General features: G+C 53.5%; 30 protein-coding genes and 1 tRNA gene. 20 read left to right on the plus strand and 11 right to left on the minus strand.

Annotated elements, in window-relative coordinates; translation table 11 throughout:
• Window positions 1-211 precede the first annotated feature (211 nt).
• The 3 genes from A1355_RS09945 to dbpA form a co-directional block, all read right to left on the minus strand.
• Entirely contained in the window at window positions 212-1,042 is an 831-nt protein-coding gene (locus A1355_RS09945) for a molybdenum storage protein subunit alpha (protein ID WP_064027537.1), read from the minus strand.
• Between the two features lie 10 nt (window positions 1,043-1,052).
• Window positions 1,053-1,865, minus strand: coding sequence for a uridine kinase (locus tag A1355_RS09950; protein WP_064027539.1), 813 nt, complete (start codon window positions 1,863-1,865; stop codon window positions 1,053-1,055).
• 385 nt (window positions 1,866-2,250) lie between these two features.
• Window positions 2,251-3,636, minus strand: a complete 1,386-nt coding sequence (gene dbpA, locus A1355_RS09955) for an ATP-dependent RNA helicase DbpA (RefSeq protein ID WP_064027541.1) — start codon at window positions 3,634-3,636, stop codon at window positions 2,251-2,253.
• A 626-nt stretch (window positions 3,637-4,262) separates the two neighbouring features.
• Here dbpA and A1355_RS09960 point away from each other — a divergent pair.
• Both A1355_RS09960 and A1355_RS09965 read left to right on the plus strand, forming a co-directional pair.
• The gene (locus A1355_RS09960; RefSeq protein ID WP_197471776.1) at window positions 4,263-4,568 is read left to right on the plus strand and encodes a hypothetical protein; all 306 of its coding nucleotides are present in this window, start codon (window positions 4,263-4,265) and stop codon (window positions 4,566-4,568) included.
• A gap of 34 nt (window positions 4,569-4,602) precedes the next feature.
• Window positions 4,603-4,905, plus strand: a complete 303-nt coding sequence (locus A1355_RS09965; RefSeq protein ID WP_064027545.1) for a hypothetical protein — start codon at window positions 4,603-4,605, stop codon at window positions 4,903-4,905.
• A 184-nt stretch (window positions 4,906-5,089) separates the two neighbouring features.
• Here the strand turns inward: A1355_RS09965 and A1355_RS09970 are convergent, their stop codons facing one another.
• Window positions 5,090-5,458: a hypothetical protein gene (locus A1355_RS09970; RefSeq protein WP_064027547.1), complete on the minus strand. Its 369-nt coding sequence runs from the start codon at window positions 5,456-5,458 to the stop codon at window positions 5,090-5,092.
• 3 nt (window positions 5,459-5,461) lie between these two features.
• Entirely contained in the window at window positions 5,462-5,623 is a 162-nt protein-coding gene (locus tag A1355_RS25200) for a hypothetical protein (protein WP_157197835.1), read from the minus strand.
• Window positions 5,624-6,019: 396 nt separating this feature from the next.
• On the opposite strand from A1355_RS25200, the gene A1355_RS09980 reads away from it, so the two are divergent.
• The 9 genes from A1355_RS09980 (at window position 6,020) to A1355_RS10020 (ending at window position 11,948) form a co-directional block, all read left to right on the plus strand.
• Window positions 6,020-6,397 (plus strand): hypothetical protein, encoded by a 378-nt coding sequence (locus A1355_RS09980; RefSeq protein WP_064027551.1) that lies wholly within the window; start codon window positions 6,020-6,022, stop codon window positions 6,395-6,397.
• Between the two features lie 2 nt (window positions 6,398-6,399).
• Window positions 6,400-7,524 (plus strand): phage/plasmid replication domain-containing protein, encoded by a 1,125-nt coding sequence (locus A1355_RS09985; protein WP_064027553.1) that lies wholly within the window; start codon window positions 6,400-6,402, stop codon window positions 7,522-7,524.
• A gap of 23 nt (window positions 7,525-7,547) precedes the next feature.
• Window positions 7,548-7,877: a single-stranded DNA-binding protein gene (locus A1355_RS09990; RefSeq protein WP_064027555.1), complete on the plus strand. Its 330-nt coding sequence runs from the start codon at window positions 7,548-7,550 to the stop codon at window positions 7,875-7,877.
• A gap of 256 nt (window positions 7,878-8,133) precedes the next feature.
• Window positions 8,134-8,358 (plus strand): hypothetical protein, encoded by a 225-nt coding sequence (locus A1355_RS09995; protein ID WP_064027557.1) that lies wholly within the window; start codon window positions 8,134-8,136, stop codon window positions 8,356-8,358.
• Window positions 8,359-8,425: 67 nt separating this feature from the next.
• Window positions 8,426-9,784, plus strand: a complete 1,359-nt coding sequence (locus tag A1355_RS25205) for a hypothetical protein (RefSeq protein WP_157197836.1) — start codon at window positions 8,426-8,428, stop codon at window positions 9,782-9,784.
• A 2-nt stretch (window positions 9,785-9,786) separates the two neighbouring features.
• A complete protein-coding gene (locus A1355_RS25210) occupies window positions 9,787-10,155 on the plus strand; it encodes a hypothetical protein (RefSeq protein ID WP_157197837.1) in 369 nt (122 codons plus the stop codon).
• A gap of 16 nt (window positions 10,156-10,171) precedes the next feature.
• Entirely contained in the window at window positions 10,172-11,107 is a 936-nt protein-coding gene (locus A1355_RS10010; protein WP_064027564.1) for a zonular occludens toxin domain-containing protein, read from the plus strand.
• Between the two features lie 53 nt (window positions 11,108-11,160).
• Window positions 11,161-11,517 (plus strand): hypothetical protein, encoded by a 357-nt coding sequence (locus tag A1355_RS10015; RefSeq protein ID WP_064027566.1) that lies wholly within the window; start codon window positions 11,161-11,163, stop codon window positions 11,515-11,517.
• Window positions 11,518-11,522: 5 nt separating this feature from the next.
• Window positions 11,523-11,948, plus strand: coding sequence for a DUF29 domain-containing protein (locus A1355_RS10020; protein WP_064027567.1), 426 nt, complete (start codon window positions 11,523-11,525; stop codon window positions 11,946-11,948).
• A 495-nt stretch (window positions 11,949-12,443) separates the two neighbouring features.
• Here the strand turns inward: A1355_RS10020 and A1355_RS10030 are convergent, their stop codons facing one another.
• The 3 genes from A1355_RS10030 to A1355_RS10040 form a co-directional block, all read right to left on the minus strand.
• The gene (locus A1355_RS10030; protein WP_064027571.1) at window positions 12,444-12,815 is read right to left on the minus strand and encodes a hypothetical protein; all 372 of its coding nucleotides are present in this window, start codon (window positions 12,813-12,815) and stop codon (window positions 12,444-12,446) included.
• A 140-nt stretch (window positions 12,816-12,955) separates the two neighbouring features.
• Window positions 12,956-13,240, minus strand: a complete 285-nt coding sequence (locus A1355_RS10035; protein WP_064027573.1) for a hypothetical protein — start codon at window positions 13,238-13,240, stop codon at window positions 12,956-12,958.
• Between the two features lie 328 nt (window positions 13,241-13,568).
• Window positions 13,569-13,645: transfer RNA gene (locus tag A1355_RS10040), tRNA-Met, on the minus strand.
• A 456-nt stretch (window positions 13,646-14,101) separates the two neighbouring features.
• Between A1355_RS10040 and A1355_RS10045 the strand changes: the two genes are divergently transcribed.
• The 6 genes from A1355_RS10045 (at window position 14,102) to hypB (ending at window position 17,953) form a co-directional block, all read left to right on the plus strand.
• The gene (locus A1355_RS10045; RefSeq protein WP_231883632.1) at window positions 14,102-14,764 is read left to right on the plus strand and encodes a hydrogenase expression/formation protein; all 663 of its coding nucleotides are present in this window, start codon (window positions 14,102-14,104) and stop codon (window positions 14,762-14,764) included.
• Window positions 14,761-14,982 carry a rubredoxin gene (locus A1355_RS10050; protein WP_064027576.1) on the plus strand — a complete coding sequence of 74 codons (222 nt, stop codon included), beginning with the start codon at window positions 14,761-14,763 and terminating at the stop codon, window positions 14,980-14,982. Before A1355_RS10045 ends, A1355_RS10050 begins: the two co-directional genes overlap by 4 nt.
• Window positions 14,983-15,450, plus strand: coding sequence for a [NiFe]-hydrogenase assembly chaperone HybE (gene hybE / locus A1355_RS10055; protein ID WP_064027578.1), 468 nt, complete (start codon window positions 14,983-14,985; stop codon window positions 15,448-15,450).
• Window positions 15,426-16,631, plus strand: coding sequence for a hypothetical protein (locus tag A1355_RS10060; protein WP_082885476.1), 1,206 nt, complete (start codon window positions 15,426-15,428; stop codon window positions 16,629-16,631). Before hybE ends, A1355_RS10060 begins: the two co-directional genes overlap by 25 nt.
• 138 nt (window positions 16,632-16,769) lie before the next feature.
• On the plus strand, window positions 16,770-17,111 hold the full coding sequence (gene hypA / locus A1355_RS10065) for a hydrogenase maturation nickel metallochaperone HypA (RefSeq protein ID WP_064027581.1): 342 nt from the start codon (window positions 16,770-16,772) through the stop codon (window positions 17,109-17,111).
• Complete coding sequence (hypB, locus tag A1355_RS10070) at window positions 17,111-17,953, plus strand: hydrogenase nickel incorporation protein HypB (protein WP_064027583.1); 843 nt, start codon at window positions 17,111-17,113, stop codon at window positions 17,951-17,953. Before hypA ends, hypB begins: the two co-directional genes overlap by 1 nt.
• A gap of 49 nt (window positions 17,954-18,002) precedes the next feature.
• On the opposite strand, the gene A1355_RS10075 is transcribed toward hypB, so the two are convergent.
• Complete coding sequence (locus A1355_RS10075) at window positions 18,003-18,416, minus strand: DUF4124 domain-containing protein (protein WP_064027585.1); 414 nt, start codon at window positions 18,414-18,416, stop codon at window positions 18,003-18,005.
• Between the two features lie 227 nt (window positions 18,417-18,643).
• On the opposite strand from A1355_RS10075, the gene A1355_RS10080 reads away from it, so the two are divergent.
• The 3 genes from A1355_RS10080 to A1355_RS10090 are packed head-to-tail and all read left to right on the plus strand — an operon-like array spanning window position 18,644 to window position 22,162.
• Window positions 18,644-20,365: a lysophospholipid acyltransferase family protein gene (locus tag A1355_RS10080; RefSeq protein WP_064027587.1), complete on the plus strand. Its 1,722-nt coding sequence runs from the start codon at window positions 18,644-18,646 to the stop codon at window positions 20,363-20,365.
• Between the two features lie 8 nt (window positions 20,366-20,373).
• On the plus strand, window positions 20,374-21,387 hold the full coding sequence (locus A1355_RS10085; RefSeq protein WP_064027589.1) for a M14 family zinc carboxypeptidase: 1,014 nt from the start codon (window positions 20,374-20,376) through the stop codon (window positions 21,385-21,387).
• Entirely contained in the window at window positions 21,380-22,162 is a 783-nt protein-coding gene (locus A1355_RS10090; protein WP_064027591.1) for an alpha/beta fold hydrolase, read from the plus strand. The genes A1355_RS10085 and A1355_RS10090 overlap by 8 nt, the downstream gene beginning before the upstream one ends.
• On the opposite strand, the gene A1355_RS10095 is transcribed toward A1355_RS10090, so the two are convergent.
• A complete protein-coding gene (locus A1355_RS10095) occupies window positions 22,159-22,476 on the minus strand; it encodes an H-NS family nucleoid-associated regulatory protein (RefSeq protein ID WP_064027593.1) in 318 nt (105 codons plus the stop codon). The genes A1355_RS10090 and A1355_RS10095 overlap by 4 nt on opposite strands.
• Window positions 22,477-22,541: 65 nt before the next feature.
• On the minus strand, window positions 22,542-23,234 hold the full coding sequence (locus A1355_RS10100; RefSeq protein ID WP_064027595.1) for a DUF2914 domain-containing protein: 693 nt from the start codon (window positions 23,232-23,234) through the stop codon (window positions 22,542-22,544).
• Window positions 23,235-23,292: the final 58 nt, after the last annotated feature.

The raw sequence follows: 23,292 nt of genomic DNA on the forward strand, positions 1-23,292 counted from the left end.
GGATTACGGCTGGCGGCTGTAGATCAACCAACAGACCTTCGTCAGAAAAACTATCCGTCCGCAATTGGCCGATCTCCGGCGTTCAAAAATACGGCTGACTGTATCGGAATCAGTGGCGGTGGCTGGCTAGGTTGGCCGGGCAAGCTTGCCCGGCTGGTATAACGCGTGTTTCTCCGCGTGGCGGAAAGCGCGGAAATCGCTGAATGCGACTTTAACGCGGGTTCGCGCCGCTATGAATGATGGTGCCGACGTGTTCGCCGCGCAACGCGGCGGTCAGTCGGCCCGGCACCAGGCCATTCACGATCTGAATGTGTTCCAGGTGACGCGCGGTCGCCATCACTTCGAGCAGGGCCGGATCGAAGGGCAGAGGGCCTGCCTGCTTGGCCAATTCGGCGGCGCTGGTTTCGCGAATCCACTGCGCTTGCTCGCCGTCGGCCTTGGGGTCGGCAGTGTAGACGCCATCCACATCCTCGACAATGGTCAGGCCGGCCGCGCCGAGCGCGTCGGCCAGCAAAAAGGCGCCAGTATCGGCCCTGTGATACGGCAACCGCGAGGTTGGAAACTCGTGGTGGTGGTAGGGCGGAAAAGCGCTGCCGACCACCGCGCGGGCGGCGGCGAGGTGGATGGCCAACTGACTGGCGATGGTCGGGTGTTCGACGTAGGATACGCCGTCCGGTGCCAGCAAGGATGCCAGGATATGGCCGTTCTGACCCGCTTCGCTGGCGGCGAGCGGCGCGAGCGAACCCACCGGTAGGCCAAGATCCAGTCCAACGCCGTAAAGATGGCGAGCGCGGATTCCGGCTCCGGTCAGGATCAGCAGGCGGTGTTCCGGCAGGATTTTACGCAATTCGTCGACAATGGGCAGGATGGCGTCGGCGCCGCGGTCCATGATGGAACGACCGCCGATCTTGACGACTTGCAGCCAAGGCAGTAATCGAATAGGGCGCCTGCCGGCAACCGGACGGGTAAGATCGCCGTCCAGCAAGGTCTGGCGGGCCAGCGGCGAAGCAACGTGTTTGATGGTATTGGTATGTTCAGCCATTGTCGTATTCTCAGCTCGCGGTAATGATGGTGCCGACGTGCTCGCCGGCGAGCACGCGGGATAGGTTGCCGGGGACCAGTCCGTTGACCACCTGGATTTCGCGAATATGGCGCGCGGTTTTCAACAGGTCGAGCACCGGGAATTCGAGGATGGAGTCGTGCAAGCCCTTGGCCTTCATCTCGTCCACCGAAATCTTCGGGATGAACGTGGCGTCCTTGGAGGTCTTCGGATTCGCGGTGTAGAGACCGTTTTCGTCCTTGACGTAAATCATGGCTTTGCAACCGAATTGCTCGGCGAGCAGGAAGCAGCCGGCGTCGGTACGGTAGGGCGGAATCACGCCTTCGGGGGCTGGGCGCATCCACAAGTTGTAGGGCGGCATGCCGCTGAACACGACCGCATTGACTTCGGCCAAGTACAGAGGCACCGCCGACAGGCCTGCGCCGTCTACCGCCGAAATACCGTATTTCGCCAGCAGTTGTCCCAGCATCACCGCATTTTGGTCGGCAACCGAGGCGCCGAGTTGCGAGAGTACGCCGGCCGGCAGGCCGACGCCGGCCGCGATCGAATACAGATGGCGGGCTCGGGTGCCCGCGCCGGTGCCGATCAGCATCTTGTGGTGTTTACGGGCGGCGACGATTTCGTCCACCAACGGATAAACGGCGGCGCGGCCGCGATCGATCACGCTTTGGCCGCCGATTTTGATGACGGTGGCATCCGGCAGGATGCGAAAATCCGGGGCGGCCTCGGCCGCCGCCAACAGTTGCGGATCGGAGAGAGATCGCTGCATCAGCAGCTCTTCTAGCTCGGCTGTGGAATGAGTCATGTGGGGTTGTCCTATTCGGTTGGATGGCACCGGTTTTGGGGTGTTGTCGCGAGTTACCGTTATTATTCGGGAAACGAGAATATCGCCATGTTTGAGTATGGCGAAGGGTTTAGTCGTGGTTCGGTATCGATCCCAGGGCTAAGCCTACGGCGAGTGCAAGCCTCGAAACTGCTTGGGTTCGCAGCATATCGCAAAGCAAACGCCGAAACAACGGCGTCGGGCGATTGGATGTTCAATTGTTGGCCCGGTGGCGTTTGTATTCGGTGAGACCACGTCCGCCGAGTTTATGAAACGGAAAATTGGCGTTACCCAATCGCGGTTTTCGAGCACAATCGTACGGCCGGTCAAGCCGCGAGGGTAGGCCGGGATGAAGATCGGTGTCAGATTACCATTGCGATAGGCGCACGTTAAAACGATGGCCCTTGATCTTGCCTTTGCGTAAACAGGCCAATGCCAGGTCGGCACGGTCGCGTTTGATCGCGACGTAAGCCTGCTTATCGAACACGTCGATTTTGCCGACTTCGCCGCCGGCTATGCCGCCGGCGCCGGTCAGGGCGCCCAGAATGTCGCCGGGCCGCATCTTGTCCTTGCGGCCGCCGTCTATCCACAAAGTCACCATCGGCGGCTCGTAGCGTTCCTCGCGGTCGAGTCGGAACGGCGCGACTTCGTCCCACCGCGCGCCGACATTCATATAGTCTTCGATAGCTTTTACCCGGTTTAACTCGGCATCGCCGACCAGACTCAAAGCCAGCCCCTTGGCGCCGGCCCGGCCGGTGCGACCGATGCGATGCACGTAGACTTCCGGATCGAACGGCAGCTCGTAATTAATCACCGCTTGCATGTCTTTAATATCCAAGCCCCTGGCCGCCACGTCTGTGGCGACCAAGATCGAGCAACTTTTGTTGGCGAAGCGCACCAATACCTGATCTCTATCCTTTTGCTCCAGGTCGCCGTGTAGGGCTTGTACCGAAAAACCGCAGTGAGCCAAGGTGTCGGCTACGTCCTGGCACTCGCGTTTGGTGTTGCAAAACACCACCGTCGATTCGGGGCGATGATAGGCCAGCATATAACCCAAGGCATTTAGCCGCTTGTTCTTGTCGATCCGGTGAAAACGCTGTTCGATGTCGTTGTCGCGGTGGCTGGCTTCGACACTGACCGACACCGGTCTGAACTGAAAGCGTTGGCTCAAGGCTCGCACGGCCTCTGAATACGTTGCCGAAAACAACAGGGTTTGGCGGTGGCTAGGCGCGTGGGAAATCACATCGGTGATGATATCGGCGAAACCCATGTCCAGCATGCGGTCGGCTTCGTCCAGCACCAACACTCTCAGGTGCTCCAGCCGTAAGCTGTGTTTTTGCAGATGCTCCCATAAGCGGCCCGGCGTACCGACCACCACGTGCGCGCCGTGCTCCAGCGAGGCACGCTGCGACGTAAACGGCGCTCCGCCACACAATACGAGTACCTTGATGTTTTGGGTAAGGCGGGCCAGCTGGCGGATTTCCTTGCAAACTTGATCGGCTAGCTCGCGCGTAGGGCAAATCACCATTGCCTGGACTTTAAAACTGTTCGAATCCAGTCGCGATAACAAGCCAATGCCGAACGCGGCGGTCTTGCCGCTACCTGTTTTTGCCTGGGCGATGACGTCCTTGTTTTCAAGTATATGCGGTAGAGTTTCGGCCTGGATGGCTGTCATGCGGGTATAACCCAGGGATTCGATGTTTTCCAGCAGAGCCGGCTTTAACGACAGGGAACAAAATTCAGGTGTATTCACAATGGGTCGATTATTGGGGCAGAGCGGCGCGTTTATCGCGATGGTCGCTCATGATAACTGTCCGCCCGATTAGGCGTTAGTTTTTTGGGTGGGGGCTCTGAGCGTGGATGCGAAGCCTTTCAAGAAACCGGTATCGATATTGATGTCTTTACGGTGATTTGCCTTTGGGATTGGTCGCAAATCACCGATTCTGCCTAGTATCCGGAATAATCGTCAGCTGTCACGATAAACCAGCCAAACTTCCATGCAGTCCGGCCAGCGCAGCCAGAGGAACGCCCGCACGGGAAAGCGCCTCGAACATGTCCGCTACGCCAATTACCAGATAGCCGGATCTACAACACAGCAGGGCTTCACGCGTTCCGCTTTTCAACAAGGCTCGAACCTCGATAAGGCAGAAGCGCGCCGTGACGTGTAGCTACATTGGGAGACTGTCCGGACGCGAAGCACCGGAGCCGTAAGGCAGTCGGATCACCGCTGATGGTTTTTGATTTTGCGAAAACCCGGCACGAGTGGGCGCCCGACGACGCCGTGTTGTTCTTTAACGAGGTGCAGAACGTGTACGAAACACCGGAAGCGATGGTCAGGCGTCGGATGGCCATTTTCCGATCAGCCAGGTCATCGTGACGGTGACGACCTGGCCAAGTTTGTCCAATAAGACCGACGCCGTCAAGAGCGGCTACAAGCTGCCCAAACACGTGTTCGAGCTGTACAAGTCGGCGAGCCTGCATACCAAGCAAGAACGCAAGTTACCCGTTCAGGTGTATATCCTAGCCGCGTGTCTGGTGGGGTTGGTCTTGGTCGGCATGCGCTTTAAGGCCCGTTATGATCAAATCACGTCTCCAGTGGAAAATGTTGTCGCGGATCCGGGTCAAATGTCCAATTCTGAACCGCTTGTTAGTCAAGATGTCAATAACGCAAAAAACATGCCTTAATCAGATTTTAGAGATAGTTCTTAAAAAAGATGGCATGCAATTTGATTATAATCCGACTATTGCGAACATCCCCGAGTCCGCGCCGGCGTTTGCCGACCTGGCAAAGCCGGTCACGTTCCCGCGCTTATCCGGTTGCGTCGTCGATCTTCGCCAGCCCGAGGGCTGTCGTTGCTACACGCAGCAAGCGACGCCTTATTTTGTCAGCCCGGACCAGTGCCGCGCGTTCGTGAAGTACGGCCGTTTCGATCCTTACCGCGATACGCCGGCCAGCGTTGCGAGTTCTGGTAGCGGCCGCGACACGCGGTCCGACGCTACGGCTTCACGTCCGGCGTCTTAGTCGCCGGCATTCGTTACAGGTTTCCGTTAGTCAGCGATGATTCACCGTATCGGATGAGGCGTATCGCCTTGCTTTGTCCTGTTTGTATGCGTCGAATGGTCGGCGGTTCTCGCGGCCCGCAGCCTCGTTATTGCTCGCCGGCTTGCCGTCAGAAAGCTTATCGTCGGCGCGAGCCGCCTTCCTCCTAAGGCCGCGACTTCGTATAATGTACATTATCGACAAAAACACCGGATTCTTGCCGCAAAAAATCGCCGCCAGTCCATGCCAACGATATAGCCAGTACCACCCCAGCGGCTACATTTAAACGCCGCGCTAGCGCGTCCCACGCGCTCTTGGTATCACCTTCACTTCTTGCCATTGCGGCGGCCAGCAGTAACTCTCCGCGATCCACGCCTAATAGGTCGGCCATTTTAATGGCCGTTTCGTCGGAAACCTGACCTCTTTTTCTCATGTTTGACAACGATTCCTTTCTAATTTCTAGCCTTTTTGCAGTTGCGTAATCACTTCCGGTTTTTGCTTTTAAATCTTCAAAGTATTCGTTGATTGTTCTCATTTTTCACCTTCCTAAGGCCAGGTCTACTAGGAACTTTGTTACGGTCATTATTAGCGCTATTCCTATCATTCTGCCGATCATATAAGCAATTGTTTTCTCATCGTTATTTTTGTTAGTGGGCGGCGTTTTCTCTCTATCTACTTTGTACCAAGCTTTGTCTTCCATTCGATTTTTCCGCTTCAGGGTATTCAATTTGACAACTTACGCTTGACTTCTCTTTAAAGCAAGGTTTTCAATATGACTACCGTATTCGTATTGAATACCGTGTTTTACATAGAGGCGAAGCTATGAACATTCCTGGTCACAAACTCTGTTTTTTCCTTCGAAGCCTACCCAAGCTGGTTTGCAAGCTCCGACGCTTACCCTACTCGGCCCTTCGCGGTCGCCCTGTTGCCGTATCGATAGAGCAGGGCGGCACCCGCCGCGTTTGTTGTCATGTTTGCCTTGAACAAGGCTTTACCAGGCTTGCCTACTCCGGCGAACTGGTCCCTTGCGTTACTTGCGGTGGTCGCGGTGCTCTGCTGATGACCGAGCTCGAATTCAACGAACTCCCGTTCTGATATGCGTCCGTCCATCTACGAACTCGCCGCTTACGCCATCGACCACGCCGACCGCTCGCACCTCGAGCCGCCGCCGGTCGTTCCTAGTCCTCCGCAGCCTAAATTGTCGCTCGCCCGTCCCAGCTATTACCGTTACCGCGTCAACATGCTGGACGGTTTGCCCGAGCCGGTTCGCCAATGGCAAGTCGGCATTTGTGACGACGTATCCCGCGCCGCCGAAATCGCTTACCGAAAAGCTCGCGGCATTTACGTTCCGAACATGCTGGAGCTGTCTAACGAAAAACTGGCTTCACTCAGCGGCAAAAAGTGTGAAAGTGCTAGTGACACTCACACTTTACCCCGGAAGTCCGGGGTAAATATCACCTTTGGGACGGTCTAAAGATGTTTATCGATTGGCTGTCTTGCTATCAAGATTACGACTTCGACTTGCCTGTTATAGCCGCCGATGGCTATGCCTATATTGATTTCGTTACAGACGTTAAACAAGCCAGACAAAACCGGGTCAAACACGAAGGCAGCTTTTCAACGTCGATTCAGATTCAGGTGCGTGGCCGTCGTGTTTACGTGTCTGGTAATCCATCTCGCTTTGATCGCCTGGACAATCTTTTCGGCCTATCAACTATCGATCAGTGCGTTGCCGTCTACAACGGTATTTTGGCAAGCCTTGGCCTGCCTGCTTTCACACGTTGTACTTTCTCGGGTTTCCGTGAAACTCAAAAAGAGGATGGATCGATCGCGCTCACGCCGTTTGTTGATGGCTTAGTGATTACCGAGGTTCACTGTACTACGAACGTTGCGGTAGGCGAGGGCAGTACTGACGCGTACCTGAAAGCCATCGCCATGCTGCCGTATCGCAACTCCGTTCCACGCCTTCACACCAACGGCAAGACCACCGATTGGCTCAGTAAGCAAGGCAATGCCCGCGACCTGTACGCCAAGGTCTACGAAAAAGCCAACGAACTGCGTCTGCATTCTCTACCGATTATTAAAAAACGCTACGGCGAACATTCCGACGAATATCAATATCTCGCCGCTCTGGCGGATTATTGCGACCAAACCGGGGCCGTCCGTTTTGAACAAAAGTTTCGCTCGTCATTCCTGCGAAAAAACAATCTCCAGTTTTGGGGCTTGTCTGATTACACCGACCTTAAACAATTACATGAACAATTCCTAGGCATAGATGAAAAACTAAAGGTGTCCGCCATGAATCTACAGACATTAACTGAAACATTGCTTTCTGAAGGCATTTGCAAAAGTACCCAATCCGCTAATTCTACGGCTTTGTATGCCATTAATTGGATGAATGGCGAAAAGTTCGACTTGAATAAAACCCAGGTCCAAACCAATCGCGCTCGTCTTCGTAAAATCGGTATTGATATTGCAAAGCCCTGCAATCTAACTGTATTTAGTCCGGTAATCGTTAAAGAGGTTATCGAGATTGAAAAAAGAGCATTAACCCCGCCGGCTTTTTACCGGCATCCAAACCACTTGCGGCTAGCCGCTTAAACTCAACCCGTAGAGGTAAAACCATGCATGTCGTGATTGAAAAAGATGAATTAATTAAAGACCAGATAACCAGCCGCAAGAATGGTCAGGTCTTTTATGTTGCCGAACAACCTGCGCTGATGTTTGTTGACCACAGTGAATACCCTTTTCATTTCAAGCTTCGCCTTGCGTTCGAAGATAGTCAGCAAGCACGTGATTCTGTCGGCCCGGTGGCTAAAGGAAAATACATGCTCGCGGATTCCGCCTTTGCCGTGAGTCGTTTTGGCGAATTAGCGTTACAGATAACGCCAAAACATCTTAAGCCTTATTCCGTCTCTTCTGCGGTGAATATCCCCCGCAGTTCGGCGGCTTAATCCGTGGTTGAAATGTTGTCTGGTTGGGTCAACCTCCCAACTGCCTCGGTCACTGGCGAGGCAAGCCTGGAGTATTTGCTGGCTTGCGGCCTCGCCGTTGTAGTGTTCGCGTTAGGTTTCCAATCGGGTCAACAACGATGAGCGCGGGCGCTTGGTTTGTTGGCTTTCTGGTCCTGATGTGGCTGTCTGGGTACGCCTTGGGGCGTATCTTTCTTAACCTTCGACAATTCGTCGAAAAATCAAAATAGGTGAAAACATGTCTAAATTAGGCAAAATTGCTGTTGTTGTATCCTCAACCGTTGCCACTGCCTCTACTCAAGCGGCCGGACTGGAGGCTACCGACTTCGGATCGATACAGGTCGATACCATTGCCACGCTCGGCGTTGCTGCCGGCATCGGTATTGCGATTATGGTCGCCGGTCTCGGTTGGGACGTGGGTATCTCCGCCGTTAAAAAGTTCGTGAAGCGTGGCGCGAAGTAATCCGCAAGGCGGGGCGGCCGGCGCAGCCGGACGGCCCGCCATTCCCTTTATTTCGTAGGGGCTATCCATGTCAAATCGGTCCTTTTCCGCTTCCTTTTTTGTCGCCTGTCTTTTCGCATCCCCGATCCTGCACGCCGCCGCGTTGCCGAGCTATATCTACAAACTGCCCACGTCCGCACCCACTACGCCTCTAACCTCGATTGTGGCCGCTGCAACGCCTATAGCGTATCAAACCGCATCGGGTTTCAAGGGTACGTTTACGCCGTATGGTTTGGGCGCTTCTCTTGGTGCTGCGTTGGTGGGTGTCGCCGTGGGTGAGGGCATTAATCAACTGCGGATACAAGCCGGCGTTAACGTTCGTGAATATACCGACCCTTCTTCATCCGTTGGTAGCGTGTCTTCTGATACGTATTCTATGACTGTAGGCCCTCAGACATGCGGGCCTCAGGCTTTTTATTCCGGTTCAAATACTCAAGTATGCAATAGTTTGAATGGCTGGCTTCAATCTCGTGATCAATGCGCAAATCCTACAAAGAATCCTCAGAATACTGTCTTATCTGTTCTTGATTCTGCTTGTACGATTAAGACGACTTTAAATGACGGTACGTCGTCAAACTGGACCTATACAATGTCTAAGGTAACCGAGGTTACTTGCCCGGCCGGTTATATCAAGAGTGGTTCTTCTTGTATTTTGCAGGATGTTACTTCTGTTCCTTATCCTTCCGACGGCGTTCCGTCCTGGAATATTCGTTTCGGTGCTGACGGCGTGCCAGTGATTAAACCGGATCCCCGCGATCCAGATGTCGCCACAAACCCGCCTCCCCTGGAAGGTACTGGCGAAGACCCTTATGGCAATCCGACATCGATAGCAATTCGGCCGAATGATCGCGGTGGATTGTCGATTGCTAGAGAAACTCAAAGTGAAGACGCGCACGGTAACCCGCAAACTCAACGCGACGTATTGGAAACCGATTCTTTCGGTACGGTCACGAAGGCGACCAGTACCGTTTATAACAATACGACAATCACCAATGTCGCCCAAACCATCGATACTTCGCAATTGGCCCAGCAAGCGACCTTGCAGCAAGTAAAAACGTTGCTTGATCCTCAAGAATCGCCCGATTTAACCAATATCGATCAACCGGTTTTAAACGCTCGTCAATCCTATTTAGAAGCGATTAATGGTGTTTCTACGACATTAACCGCTAATCCCGCCGCAACGGCTCAACCGGTGGCGTTTTGGACGTTTGCCAGCAATACCTGTTATCCCATGGAATTTAGTGCCGGCAAATTCGGCACTATCTCGCTGGATAAGTTTTGTTTTATTTACGATAGCTATGGCCGTCCGCTGATTGTTTGGCTATTCGCTGTGTTCGCCATGCTTCATGCTTTCGAATATTGGTCTACTACCGTTAAAGAGGTGTAATTATGCAGTTTTTACTGTCGTTTCTTGGTTCTGGATTAACTCGGGTTTTTTCTTTTATAGCGACGAAATACGGTTTTCAGGTGGCTGTTAATGCCGCTTTTATCACCATGTGGCTGGCGTTGATTGCATCACTGACGGCCGCCGCAAATACCTGCTTATCGCCGGTGTCCGGTGCGTGCGGCGCGGTCGCGGCGGCTTGGACCACGTTACCCGAAATGGCCAAGTTCGGCATGTCGTTGATTCCGACTGAATTGGTGACGTTTTGCGGTTGTTTGGTGTCTCTGCATTTGTCCGGCTGGTGCGCTGTGGTGCTAGGTCGCATTCTTCGCGTGAAGTCCGGCATGAATACGCGCGATTTAACAGTTATTTAACGTTACAGGTAACAAAATGGAATTAGCCGATTTTTCCGCCGGGAATCTGTTCATTACCGGTGAGCTGGGTTCTGGTAAGACGATGTTCGCCGTGAAGCTGATTCGCGAATATCTGGCCGCCGGCCGTCCTGTAGCCACAAATCTGGATTTGTACCTCGAACACATGATGTCGGCTAAGTCTGAGGCGACTGCTATTCGATTGCCGGATAAGCCTGTTCGAGCGCATTTCGATCAGTTGGGCGATGCTTATCCTGTCGCCGAAGGCTACGATGAAAGCCGCTTTGGCTTGATCGTGCTCGATGAGTGTTTGACCTGGCTGAATTCTCGGCCCTGGCAAGACAAGGAAAGGGCAGGGGTGCTTGACTGGTTCTTGCACGCCAGGAAACACGGCTGGAACGTGGCATTTCTCATGCAGTCCGCCGACTTTTGCGACCCCCAGCTACGTGAAACCTTGCTGACTTATCACGTGAGTTGCCGCAAGATGGCAAAGTATCGTGTCCCGATCGTCGGTAAGACGTTGGGTCTGCGTATGCCCAAAGGGACGTTGGCGACGATTACAGCCGGCTACGGTTCGTCGGCCATTGTGCATGATCGCGAGCTATATCGCGGCTCCGATCTGTATCAAGCCTATCGAACCGGCCAAGTCTTTCAGTCCGGCATGGAATTGATCGACGGCAATTTCGTCGATATGCGTGCACCGTACACGATGTTGTCTGCATGGCACTTGCTTGGCCAATGGCAAGAGCCTGAAAAGTCTATTAACAAAAAGCCGTTACAAGTAATGCTAATAGCGCTACTCAACTGGCTAAGCTGGAATCTTTGGCGTCCCCTGGCGTTCTTGTTGCTTGCGCCGTTCTATCCTCGTGAAGTGCTTGACGCCATCAAAACCACCCGCCGGAAAATGGCCCAGGAACGTGAATTAATTACCGCTACATGTAACGAAATAACTTGACATAATTAACGTGACATGTAACAATAAAGCAACTTTTGAAAAAGGGGGGCTTTATGAAGGACCAAACCGACCAACAAACCATCGAATTATTTCCCACCCCTAAACGTCGCGGCCGGCCATCCACCGGCAAGGCAAAGACCAACGCGGAACGCCAGGCTGATTTTCGCAACCGTAAAGCCTGGAGAGGTGGCTCTGATAACAACGGCCATAAATTATGTCATTGGTGGTTAGACTATCGGCGTTTTTCGGAACTGGAATGCCTGGCTAGCTATCATGGCGTGACGCCTCAAGCGATGGTTGAACAATTGATTCAATCCGCCGACAAACAATTGATAAGCCAGCTCACTCAAACGGCATATTTCGATTACGTCGATAAAAAGTTACACGTAACAGAAAGCAAACCGGAGTAGGGGCCATGTCATACGAAACCGACTTTTACGGCTGGACCATCGAACAGGCTGCCGCCTTGCGTTCCGGCCGCTTCACTCAACTGGATTTAGACAACTTGATCGAGGAAATAGAAAGCATGGGCCGGAGTGAAAAACGCGCCGTCGAATCACGGCTAGCCGTGCTGTTCTTGCACCTGCTCAAGTGGCGCTATCAGCCCGAACGACGCGGTAAAAGCTGGAAATGTAGCATTGATGTCCAGCGGTCACGCTTTCAGAAAATCCTGAAAGAAAATCCCGGTTTGAAGTCTCAACTCGATGGCATCCTGGCCGACGCGTACGAAACCGCGCGCTACGAAGCCTTCCAAGAGACCGGCATCGACATTGACGCCTTTCCCGTTGCCTGTCCTTGGGACTGGGCGCAAATTACCGACGTGTCCTACTACCCGGAATAATCGTTACAGGTCTCCGATCGCAATAACAACGTTACAGGTTTCCGGATGTCTAGATTAATTGTTGGCGATGAGCCTTTTTATGTTCTTACACGCGCTGTTCCGTGTTGTCATTGTGCGCGGTTGATTCGTCGCGAGAATTTTGGCCCGGAGCCTCGTTATTGCTCGTCGGCTTGCCGCCAGAAAGCGTATCGTCGCCGCCAGCGCGGCTAACGCCTCATGCAGTCCGGCCAGCGAAGCCAGCCGGACGCCCGCACGGGAACGCGCCTCGAACAGCCCCACCACGCCACTTACCAGACAAATCGGGCGCTACAGAGCTAGGCTTCAAACGTTCCGCCTCTGTTGCTTTTCAACAGGGCTCGAACGTCGACCAGGCAGAAGCGCCGCTGGCGTCGTTTAAGCGACATGAGGAGACGGTTCAGGCGCGAAACACGGAGCCGGAAGGCGACGGCTACGACCTGAGGGCGTCGAAGCGTCTGGTGGACGATGGCCGACGGTTTACCGTCGGCCGGTTTTGATTTTCTGGACGGCTTCGCCGGCCAGGCCTTTCCAACTGCGAAGGTGGGTCAGCTCCGCCTGGAGCCGCTCGATTTCGTCGGTTTGGTCTCGCCACAGGAGTAGCGACTTGGCCGACCACAGATGGGACTTATATTTCAGCTTGCCACGGGTAAAGACGAAGCCGTCCCAGCCTTCGACACCGACGTGTTTTCGATCCCACAAAAGCAAAACCCGCTCACCGAGCGGGTTTCCTTCCAAATCAAACCGGCGAACCTCCTCGACGCTGACGCCGAGGACCTCCGCCGCGCGTTCCTCGTTCAAGCCGACGCGGTTCCAGCGCACGTGATAAAACGAAGACTTCCGTTTAGCCATCTTTTTGACTCCCTCAGGTTAAAAAGCCACTCTAGGCAAAAACTGAGCCGACGGCCTGCGCGGCGTTTCCACTTCGTATAATGTATATTATGTTAAATAATATACCATTCCACGCCCAGTTTTTTTGGAAGCAACGGTTACTATTTTTTCTTGTTGAGTTCGTTTCGCAAGGCTTCTTCCGAGATTTCATGATATAGGCTGGCGAGTTCCGCTATTAATTTTTGATACTCTGAATGGTGCTTTAACATCGGCATCATCATTCGCGCCTCGGATAATAGTTGCTCGAAATGCATAATCTCGATTTCATTTAATGTGTCGCCAGCAGAAACCCGCTTTTTGATGGTCAAAGCATATGGAATCGACTCCTTTTCCAGTTGCTCAACGTAGGCTGTGATAATGCCAATTTCATCGGATGACGAATACATAGGATTTCCTAAAACGGAGTGATGACAAAACCGACAGTGTTGTACAGTTGAGTTTTTTGATGCTGCTAATCTGTATTCAGACGAAGACCAGATGGTCTAATGCTTCTCCGTCGGCCAGTCTTCAAATATAGCGTATTCATAACTCATTTAAACCGAGGCGATCAGTAAAAAACACGGAAACGGAATTCGTTGTGGTGGCCAGTAATTTTTAAATCAGCGGTTTTTCCGATGGTTTATTAGCCGTTATCCTGCTTTTAAAGGCAATGATGACGCAATAATTCGTGCAAAAAAAAAGCCTAAGTCGTTAAACCTAGGCCTTTAATCTGTCTGGTAGCGGGGGCAGGATTTGAACCTACGACCTTCGGGTTATGAGCCCGACGAGCTACCAAGCTGCTCCACCCCGCGATTGATTTGAGCAATTATACAGGTATTTACAGACATGGCAAGTCTTTTGTCAGATGACTGACATTTGTGGTCGGGCCAATTCTGCTCTGCCCTCGTTAAGTCGCCAATTCCGGTGGAAAAGACGTCACTGGGGCGGCAAAAACAGTTTGACTTCGGCAGCTATTATGGCAAAGTTAGCTGACAACCTTAGCGCTACTGCGGGAATAATCGTCTCTCGCGTGTATTCAAAAATTAAACGACTGGCTTCGTCCGTCCTATTCCTATTTATCCATGACCACAGACACTCTCCCTATTTTCGGTCGCGGCAGTCAACCGTCAGAACCGGACGGCGCTGAATTCGACTATTTGTCCATGCCGAATGAGATGCTGACGTATGCAATGCCACGGATTTCAACCAGCCTCAATTCGCCAGCTCTCTCAGCGGCGAGACAACTCTCCATACAACTGCAAGCGAACTTGGACAACTTTCCGGCTGCCGGAAACACCATCGATTTACTGAGCTTGGATGACGAAAATCGCCAATTCATCGACGAACTGCTTGGTGAGGGCGAGGTCGCGGTGTTGATTGACGGAGGCGCCAACGGCCGGGTGCAGGAATCGATATTGGCCGGCGTTTGGCGCTTACAGCATCGCGACTCACTTGGCGGACTGGTCAAGGATAGTCTCGAAGTTGGCGCATTCCCACCATCGGTGGCGGAAACGGCTTTCGCCGGCGCGGCTCCATCGCTCGATGTAAACATGGCCGCTTTGCCGGAAGGCGTCATGAACGCGCCGCCGTTGATCGCCGAACTCAATGCTCACATCGCGAGCTACCAATCCGGCCATGACGCTCATGTAATCAACCTGAGTTTGCTGCCGCAAACCGAACAGGATCTGGTCTTTCTTGACCAAAGTCTCGGCTGCGGTAAAGTAACGATACTGTCGCGCGGCTACGGCAATTGTCGAATAACCGCTACTGCTACGACTTACGTCTGGTGGGTGCAATACTACAATTCGCAAGATACTCTGATACTCAATACCTTGGAAATTTGCGACATTCCTAGCGTGGCCCAAGCCTCAGCCGAAGATATTGCCGATAGCAGTCAACGCTTGCGGGAAATCGTCGGAGCATATTCGTGAACGCCTCATTTTTCGGTGGAGCCTACGGCGGTGATTGCGGCACCCTGCCCGCCGACGCCCGACTGGAATGCAAAATCTGCTGGCACGTTTACGATCCTGCCGACGGCGATCCGGAGTCGCAAACGCCTCCCGGCACGGCCTTTGCCGATTTGCCGGCACATTGGACCTGCCCTCAATGCGACAGTCCTAAGCAAGGGTTTCTATTACTGGCCGAATAAATGCTTACCCCAGACGGAGAATCGATCCGTTGCGCGCTGACCGCAACGTTCGAGAATATACTAGCAAGCCGAATGCGGGAATTACCGATTATAAATCCGCTATTAAGCGTGCAAACCTCGGCATTGCAACGTTACGGCAACGAGTGGCTCGGTATATTAATCACGCCGTGGAGCATGAATTTGACAATGCTGCCGATCAGTTGTGACGACTGGGATTACGTACCGGGCGCTGCGTTCGAACGCCGGTTCCCCTACGGCAATTACCGCTTTTTGGTCAGCCATGCCGACGGCGTTGGCCCTTATGCGTTATGCTCGTTGTTTTCCCCAATGTTCGAATTTGCCGATCAAGCCGCCGCGCAAGCAACCGCCGAATCGGCATTGCTAGCCTTGCTTGCCGGCCCGAAGCCGCCGTCTCTGAGTCGGCGCGACTGGTTGCGTGGCGCATGGTCGGAGAACGCGGCGTCGTGACACCCGCCGGCCGCATCGATATTCATTTAACCGTTACTGGCGAGAGCATAAGCGGCGTTCGCTTAGCATCCAGCCGCCCGATTGCGGCAACTCAGATTCTACACGGCCTGTCGGCGCGGGAGTTGTTGCATACGCTACCAGTGTTGTTTTCGGTGTGCGGCAATGCTCAGGCTTATGCGGCCCGACAAGTTTGTCGGGCCGTTTTGGATCACCCAGAGACCATAGCCAGCGAATCGGCCCGCCAAATATTGGTTCTCGCCGAATGCATGCGGGAACTGGCTTGGCGAATTTTGCTGGATTGGCCAGAGGTCTTGGCCGAAAAAGCCGAGAAGGCAGCGATGGCAACCCTGTTGCGGAGCGACGACCAACTGAAGCGCATACTGTTCAAGGACGGCGACGCCTTTAGTTTAAGCAGCACGGCCAACGCAAGTGGAGACATCGTCGAACTACTCGATGATCTGCGATACACGCTGGATAAGGCCGTATTCGCCGGCAGTTTGGCAACTGTTTTGCAAATCGCCAGCTTAGACGACTGGAAAGACTGGTGGCGGTACTGTCAGGCCCCCGCCGCTCGGCTAATGCGCGAGATCGTCGATTTTGGATGGGCGGATTTGGGGCGAAATTCAGTCGAACTTCTACCGCCCTTGCCTGCGGCCAAGCTGGCGACGGAGATCGGTGAGGCTCCATCGGAATTTTGCCGAGCGCCACAGTGGCAAGCCCGTTGCCGGGAAACCACGGTGCTGAACCGGCAATCCGCCAGCCCGGCGATTGCCGGCTTATCTCAACATTACGGCAATGGTTTGCTAGTACGAATCGCAGCCAGATTGCGCGAGCTGGCGGAATTGCCGATTCGAATGTTGGCATTGACTCAACATTTGGACGATACCAGCATCATTCCACCGCCTTTCCCGGTGGCCGATGGCTTGGCCTTGAGCCAAGTAGTTGCCGCGCGTGGATTGTTGCTGCATCGATTGGATCTGCGCCAAGGCCGGGTATACGATTACCGGATCGTGGCGCCGACCGAATGGAATTTTCATCCGGACGGCGTCGTCGCCCAGGGACTGTATCGTTTGCACGGCGATAGTGAGACGCTTAAACGTCAAGCCTCACTTTGGATAGCAGCCATCGATCCGTGCGTGGAATATCGATTGGAATGGGATTACGATACCGACGCTTGTTAAGCCGTTTGCCGTATGCCCCGCTTGATCGGCTGTCGCAGAAGTTCTCCGGTCGAAGCCCTGTCCTGTCGTACGAATGAATCATGGTCGGGTTTCGGAATCCTTTATTTTTAGTTGTTCGAGATTTCAACGGATTAACACATGCATGAAATGTCGCTTTGCGAGAGCATTTTGCAAACCCTTGAACAGCAAGCGCCCATTCAACAGTACCGCAAGGTGAAAGCCGTTTGGCTGGAAATTGGCGCGCTGGCCGGGGTAGAAATCGAAGCCTTGCGATTTAGTTTCGACTTGGTAGTCCGAGGCTCTTTAGCGGAAGGTGCCGGGTTGGAAATAGTGACGGTACCCGGAATGGCTTGGTGTCTGCCCTGCGGCCGAACCGTCGAAGTTCAGCAATTTTACGACGAATGCCCTTTTTGCGGCAGTCATCAATTACAGGTGACCGACGGTCATCAAATGCGCATCAAAGAACTGGAGGTAGAATAATGTGCGGCGTCTGCGGCTGCGGCGAGGGCCTAAATCACTCGCATGACCACGATCATCACGAGCATTCTCATACACACGGCCACGGTCACGGAGACGATCACGACCACGACCATCATCACTCGCATCATCCCGCGGAGAGTCCGGAGCACGCGCACGCCAGCGGCTTAACGCCGGCGCGGATGGTACAGATCGAACAGGATATTCTGGCGGGCAACAACCGCTACGCCGCGGAAAACCGCAACTATTTGGCTGAGCGCGGCATCTTGGCGTTGAATTTGGTATCCAGCCCCGGTTCAGGCAAAACCACGCTGTTGACCGAAACTATAGAACGCCTGAAAAGCCAATTCGCTATCTCGGTCATCGAGGGCGACCAGCAAACCGCGCGAGACGCCGAACGGATACGCGCCACCGGTGTCAAGGCTCTACAAATCAACACCGGTAAAGGTTGCCATCTCGACGCTCACCGAGTCGGCCACGCATTCGAGCACTTGCAACTCGAGCGGCACAGTCTGTTGTTCATCGAAAATGTCGGGAATCTGGTTTGCCCGGCGGCCTTCGACCTCGGCGAAGCTCACAAGGTGGTAATTTTGTCGGTGACCGAGGGCGAGGATAAGCCGATTAAGTACCCTGATATGTTTTACGCGGCCGACTTAATGCTATTGAACAAGATCGACCTACTGCCCTACCTGGATTTCGACAGCGAGCAGTGCATACGCTACGCCAAGCAAGTTAATCCGAAAATCAAAGTGTTGGCCGTTTCCGCGAAAACCGGCGAAGGCATGGACGGTTGGTTGAAATGGCTACAGGCCGAATTGACCTTGCAACATATCGAATACGCGTAAACCCGCCGCCTCTCTGGTCAAACCGCGCGGCTGTCCGGCCGGGAAGAATTCAGCGCAGTTTTTCGCCGACGATGGAGCCGCGCACGTTCTCGGCGCTGTCAAGTTCCTTGACCTGTTTGCGCATTGCTTCCGATTGATCGACCTGGGCGTTGGCGTTGCGCTCCAGTGCCTTCACTTCGGCGGCCCTAAGCGCGGCCTCGTGTTGGGCTTTTTCCCGCAAGGCTTCTTGTTCCTTTTTAGCTTGGTAATCGGCTTCTACTTCTTTCAGCCTTTCCAACGCTTTGGCGTTACGCTCGGGATTGCTGATTTCAATATCCACTTGTTTTTCGGCGGACTTGTTCCGACAAGGTTTGGCTTGATAGGTGATCTTACCGTTCTCGCTACACTTGTACAGTTCGGCGACCGCTAAGTTCGGCAACACAATTACTAAGGTCCGAATAAGAACAAAATACACGCTTTTCATTAGCGATCTCCTGAGCTTTAAAGTGGCAAAGTATAGGCCAATTTCAACGCTACCGGATTGGCTATGCGGCAGAATACGCACCGCACTGTTTGTCGCCGATTAAACTGTGTTGGATAACAGAGCTTCTCCAAATCGGCGCGCTTCCGCCGCGCCAAGCGTTGACATATTTCTGACATATTCTGTCATTAGAATCCCGGCAACTACCGTTTTGACCAGGATATTCGCCCATGATCGATGCCGAACGCATTTTGCACGAGACTTACCCCGACCTGAAACTCGGCAAGGACAACAAACTGCTGCTGAAGGCATTGAAAAAACTGATACATGAAGACGACTTCAACGACGTCATTCGCAAAAACCAACATCTGCGTGGCTTCGCGTTTCTCGATAAATTGCTGAATTATTTTAAGTTCAGCTACCAAGTCGGTAACGAATCCTACAACAACATCCCTGCCGAGGGGCGGCTGCTGATCGTCGCCAATCATCCGATCGGCACCTTGGACGGCTTGGCGCTGGTGAAATTGATCCGCTCGGTGCGACCAGACGTGCGTATCGTTGCCAATCGCTTGCTGTACCACATGGAGCCGCTGCAATCGATATTCTTGCCGGTCGACGTGCTGTCCGAACAAAAGAATCTGAAAAATACCTACAAAATTATGCTGGATGCATTGGAAAACGAGGAAGCGATCATCTTCTTCCCGGCCGGCGAAGTATCGCGGATCACGCCCAAGGGCATACGCGACGGCAAATGGCAAACCGGTTTCTTGAAGCTGGCTCGCAAAGCCCAATGCCCGATCTTACCCATCCATATCAAGGCCAAGAATTCCGCGTTGTTTTACAGCATGTCCACGCTGTACAAACCGCTCGGTACCTTTCTGTTGGTCAAGGAAATGTTCAATAAGAAAGGCCAGGAAATCAGCTTTCGGGTCGGTGCGCCTATCCCCTACCAGGCTTACGCCGAAACCGAGCAAACCAATAAACAACTGAGCCAGCGCTTTCGCAAGCACGTGCAGAATCTTGGCAAGAAAAACCAACTGGCCTTGTTCGACACGGTGGCGACCGTCGTGCATCCGTCCGATACCAAGGCGATTAAAAAAGCCTTGTTCCAAGCGCGTCTGCTGGGCGAAACCCGCGATGGCAAAAAGATCTTTCTATATGAATTTCGCGACGACTGTCCGGTGATGCGAGAGATCGCCCGCTTGCGCGAGCTGACCTTCCGCACTGTCGAGGAAGGTACCGGGTTGGCGCTGGACCTGGATAAGTTCGACGTGTATTACAGCCATATCGTATTGTGGGACGACAACGATCTGGAAATTGTCGGCGCCTACCGGGTCGGCGACGGTCCGCGCATTTTGGCCAATCATGGCGTCGAGGGCTTTTACAGTCAAACCTTGTTCGACTTGAAAAGCGAGTTCGCCGACTATCTGCCCAACAGCCTCGAACTGGGCCGCAGCTTCGTGCAACCGCGTTATTGGGGGCAGCATAGTCTGGAGTATCTCTGGTATGGCATCGGCGCCTATTTGCGCGAACGTCCCGATATTAAATATTTGTTCGGGCCGGTCAGTATCAGTAACGCCTATCCTTACGCCGCCAAGGAGTTAATCGTGGGATTTTACCGCCAGCAATTCGGTGCCACCCTCCCCCACGCGATTGCCAGGATGCCGTTCACGATTTCCGAAACCGGTCAGAATTTCGCGGCCGCCGAATTCGCCGGCGACTATTCAACCAGCTTCAAGATTCTCAATTCCGAACTGAAAAAGCTGGGCGTCAAGGTGCCAACCTTATACAAGCAATACGTGGAATTATGCGTGGATAACGGCTGTCATTTCATCGACTTCAATATCGATCCGGACTTCAATAACTGCATAGACAGCCTGATCATGGTCGAAGTTGACAAAATTGCGCCGAAAAAGCGCCAACGTTATATAGAGCGATCCTTGGCGGGGTAACGCCAATCATGCAACGTGCTTTTTCCGAACTCGACGAACTCGAGACGGTCGTCGCGCGCCTGGGCTCTCGTGCCAGATGCCGCGTTGTCGAAACCGTAGCCTGTAAGGGTAGAGAATTCCCGATTCACTGCATCAGCCTCGGTTCCGAACGCCCCGATGCTCCGGTACTGGCCTTTTTTGGCGGCATCCACGGCCTGGAGAAAATCGGCACCGAAGTGATCCTGGCCTATATGCAGACCATAGCGGCTTTGCTGGACTGGGACGAGGAATTCAACACTCGCTTGACCAAGTCGCGGCTGGTGTTTATGCCGATCGTAAATCCGGTCGGCGTATTCCGGGGTACGCGCTGCAACGGGAACGGGGTCGATTTGATGCGCAATTCGCCGATCGAAAGCGTCGGCAAAACCCGCTTATACAGCGGCCAGCGACTGAGCGCGCGCTTGCCTTGGTACCGGGGCGACGAATCGCGGATGGAGAAGGAAGCCCAGGCACTGTGCCGAGTCGTCCACGACGAGCTGTTTCCTGCTCCGCTAGCGATCGCCGTGGACCTGCATTCCGGCTTCGGGATCCAGGACCGGCTGTGGTTTCCGTATGCCTCCAACCATACCCCGTACCCGGACATCGCCGAGGCCTGCGCATTGAAGCAACTGTTCGACGCCTGCTACCCTCATCACGTTTACAAAATCGAACCGATGAGTCAGGAATACGTGATCAGCGGCGATTTATGGGATTACCTTTACGACGACCATGTCGCGCGCCGTGCCAGAGGCAAATTGTTTTTACCGTTGACCTTGGAAATGGGGTCCTGGCTGTGGTTGCGCAAAAATCCGACCCATTTATTTCAACGCCATGGCTTATTCCATCCGTTACTACCGCATCGTCAACAACGCATCATGCGCCGCCACTTGACGTTGTTCGATTTTTTATACCGGTGTTTGCTGCATCCCGGCGCTTGGGCGATTCTGGACCCGGAACGGCAGCAAATCTTGCGCGGCCAAGCCTTGGCGAATTGGTATGGGTGAGGCCGGTCGTCATTGGTTGCTACTGCGCGGTCTAGCGAGGGAAACCGCGCATTGGGGCGACTTTCCCTTACGCCTGCGGTCAGCCTTCCCAGCCTCCACGGTCACCTGTGTGGATTTACCCGGTACCGGTAGTCATTTTCGTGAGGCCTGCCCGACTTCGATAGGCAGCATCCTGGAACTAACCCGTGAGCGAGCCTATCGAGCCGGCGCGCTTGAACGCCCCGTCACACTGTTGGCGTTGTCGCTGGGCGGCATGGTGGCCTGGGAGTGGGCGTGTCGCTATCCCGCAGACGTAGCCGCAGGGTGCTTGATCAATACGAGTTTCTCGGGCGTGAGTCCGTTTTATCGACGGCTACGCTGGCAAAGCTATGGGGCGTTGGCAAATATTTTACTGGAGCGGGAAATTGGTCGCCGCGAACGGCGAATTTTGGAACTGGTCTCGAATCAAACTCGAAATATCGAGGAATTGAGTAATGTTTGGCTCGATATTCAAAGCGAACGCCCGGTAAATCCGAGCAACGCCGCCAAGCAATTGATCGCGGCGGCTCGATTTCGGCCGAAAACCCCGCCCGATGGCATGCCTTGGTTGGTATTGAGCGGCCTCGGCGACCGACTGGTCGCTCCGGCCTGCTCTAGTGCCGTTAGCCAACGCTGGCAATTATCCAATGATAGCCATCCGTGGGCTGGCCACGACTTACCGCTGGACGACCCTGACTGGCTAGTTAATCGGTTGCGGACCTGGATAGCAAATCAGGGAACCGAAGCGATCGATTAAGCGATCTCAAATTCCGCTTTGTCGCGACCCGCGGCCAGTAATTCCTGCATCCATTTTGGTGCCAATCCGCGACCGGACCAAGTTTGGTTGGCGTCCGCCGGATTACGATAACGCGCGGCAACTTTACCGATTTTTCTTTCGGCTTTTTTGTCGAGTTCGTGTATTTCAACGCCAACGCCGATAGAAGTCGCCAAGTCCTTGATTTGTGCAATTACTTCCTTGCGTTTGCTGGATTGTCTGTCTTTCAAGACTTTCTCGGCGTTTTCGATAACTGCTTGCAATTCAGATTCGGATAAAGTAGTTAAATCAGTCATATATTCCTCAGATAATTAAATGACGCAACGGATTCTATCATCAACTTGTAATAAATAAAATACCGTCATTGGATTACATCGAATCCCGTCTCTGAGTATAGTTCGCCTTTTTTTCCAAGCAACTGTACTCGCCACTGACCTTTATCCCTGGACGACAAGTTTTTAGCAGTCCAAACCTTGGCTTTATTATCTTTTACCTCGATTGTCTTTTTGAGTACCGGCTGGCCGTCCTTGAACCATTGATGAAACAAGGTCTTACCTTTCAAGTTTTTCACCTCGTTGAAGTAATATAACTCGATTGGCTCCTTCCTGATCTGAACGGAAGCCGATTTGACTTGCTCGGTCGGCTCGGTATCCTTTATAGCGTAGGTTAACGATGCCCGAATCACTTTCCTTGAGTAAATGATGGCCGGTTGACGTTTCTGTTCCGAGATTGAGCTTGGAGAAACCGGAGTTTCTCCGGGAGATTTTCGCGCCGCCAACGGCGACGTTTCAACTTGCGGCGCCACAATTGCATTGTCGGACCGCATACTAGTTTCCGGGGCCATTGGCAAGGTTTCCGGCGTAAGGTTAGCCGGGGTTTGCTCGCTATTGTCGATGAGTAACCACGCGGATAGCATGATAGCCGCCGCAATTAACCCGGCTACCGCGGCAATTCGCCCGGTATGCCAAACAGTTACCATCTTCGGTGTTTGGGGTGCTTGACCGCTTCTGGATTTATCGTAGTTTATTTTGATAACGACTTTATTTTCAGACATGTGTTTACCGACGTTTCCCAGGGCTGAAATACCGCTCGAGCCGGAATATCGACCGGCG

Origin of the sequence: Methylomonas koyamae, from assembly GCF_001644025.1 — a bacterium.
Lineage (GTDB): Bacteria > Pseudomonadota > Gammaproteobacteria > Methylococcales > Methylomonadaceae > Methylomonas > Methylomonas koyamae_A.

Bases quoted from the DNA above. Each gene is read 5' to 3' on its own strand.
- A1355_RS10090 (WP_064027591.1), top strand. From the start codon at position 21,380: ATGGGTGAGGCCGGTCGTCATTGGTTGCTACTGCGCGGTCTAGCGAGG.
- A1355_RS10060 (WP_082885476.1), top strand. From the start codon at position 15,426: ATGGTCGGAGAACGCGGCGTCGTGACACCCGCCGGCCGCATCGATATT.
- A1355_RS10085 (WP_064027589.1), top strand. From the start codon at position 20,374: ATGCAACGTGCTTTTTCCGAACTCGACGAACTCGAGACGGTCGTCGCG.
- A1355_RS10035 (WP_064027573.1), bottom strand. From the start codon at position 13,240: ATGTATTCGTCATCCGATGAAATTGGCATTATCACAGCCTACGTTGAG.
- A1355_RS09945 (WP_064027537.1), bottom strand. From the start codon at position 1,042: ATGGCTGAACATACCAATACCATCAAACACGTTGCTTCGCCGCTGGCC.
- A1355_RS10100 (WP_064027595.1), bottom strand. From the start codon at position 23,234: ATGTCTGAAAATAAAGTCGTTATCAAAATAAACTACGATAAATCCAGA.
- A1355_RS10080 (WP_064027587.1), top strand. From the start codon at position 18,644: ATGATCGATGCCGAACGCATTTTGCACGAGACTTACCCCGACCTGAAA.
- A1355_RS09990 (WP_064027555.1), top strand. From the start codon at position 7,548: ATGCATGTCGTGATTGAAAAAGATGAATTAATTAAAGACCAGATAACC.
- A1355_RS25200 (WP_157197835.1), bottom strand. From the start codon at position 5,623: ATGGAAGACAAAGCTTGGTACAAAGTAGATAGAGAGAAAACGCCGCCC.
- A1355_RS10020 (WP_064027567.1), top strand. From the start codon at position 11,523: ATGTCATACGAAACCGACTTTTACGGCTGGACCATCGAACAGGCTGCC.
- hybE (WP_064027578.1), top strand. From the start codon at position 14,983: ATGCTTACCCCAGACGGAGAATCGATCCGTTGCGCGCTGACCGCAACG.
- A1355_RS25205 (WP_157197836.1), top strand. From the start codon at position 8,426: ATGTCAAATCGGTCCTTTTCCGCTTCCTTTTTTGTCGCCTGTCTTTTC.
- A1355_RS10095 (WP_064027593.1), bottom strand. From the start codon at position 22,476: ATGACTGATTTAACTACTTTATCCGAATCTGAATTGCAAGCAGTTATC.
- A1355_RS09965 (WP_064027545.1), top strand. From the start codon at position 4,603: ATGCAATTTGATTATAATCCGACTATTGCGAACATCCCCGAGTCCGCG.
- A1355_RS10015 (WP_064027566.1), top strand. From the start codon at position 11,161: ATGAAGGACCAAACCGACCAACAAACCATCGAATTATTTCCCACCCCT.
- A1355_RS09950 (WP_064027539.1), bottom strand. From the start codon at position 1,865: ATGACTCATTCCACAGCCGAGCTAGAAGAGCTGCTGATGCAGCGATCT.
- A1355_RS09995 (WP_064027557.1), top strand. From the start codon at position 8,134: ATGTCTAAATTAGGCAAAATTGCTGTTGTTGTATCCTCAACCGTTGCC.
- A1355_RS09980 (WP_064027551.1), top strand. From the start codon at position 6,020: ATGCGTCCGTCCATCTACGAACTCGCCGCTTACGCCATCGACCACGCC.
- A1355_RS09985 (WP_064027553.1), top strand. From the start codon at position 6,400: ATGTTTATCGATTGGCTGTCTTGCTATCAAGATTACGACTTCGACTTG.
- A1355_RS09970 (WP_064027547.1), bottom strand. From the start codon at position 5,458: ATGAGAACAATCAACGAATACTTTGAAGATTTAAAAGCAAAAACCGGA.
- A1355_RS10075 (WP_064027585.1), bottom strand. From the start codon at position 18,416: ATGAAAAGCGTGTATTTTGTTCTTATTCGGACCTTAGTAATTGTGTTG.
- A1355_RS10030 (WP_064027571.1), bottom strand. From the start codon at position 12,815: ATGGCTAAACGGAAGTCTTCGTTTTATCACGTGCGCTGGAACCGCGTC.
- hypB (WP_064027583.1), top strand. From the start codon at position 17,111: ATGTGCGGCGTCTGCGGCTGCGGCGAGGGCCTAAATCACTCGCATGAC.
- A1355_RS10010 (WP_064027564.1), top strand. From the start codon at position 10,172: ATGGAATTAGCCGATTTTTCCGCCGGGAATCTGTTCATTACCGGTGAG.
- hypA (WP_064027581.1), top strand. From the start codon at position 16,770: ATGCATGAAATGTCGCTTTGCGAGAGCATTTTGCAAACCCTTGAACAG.
- A1355_RS25210 (WP_157197837.1), top strand. From the start codon at position 9,787: ATGCAGTTTTTACTGTCGTTTCTTGGTTCTGGATTAACTCGGGTTTTT.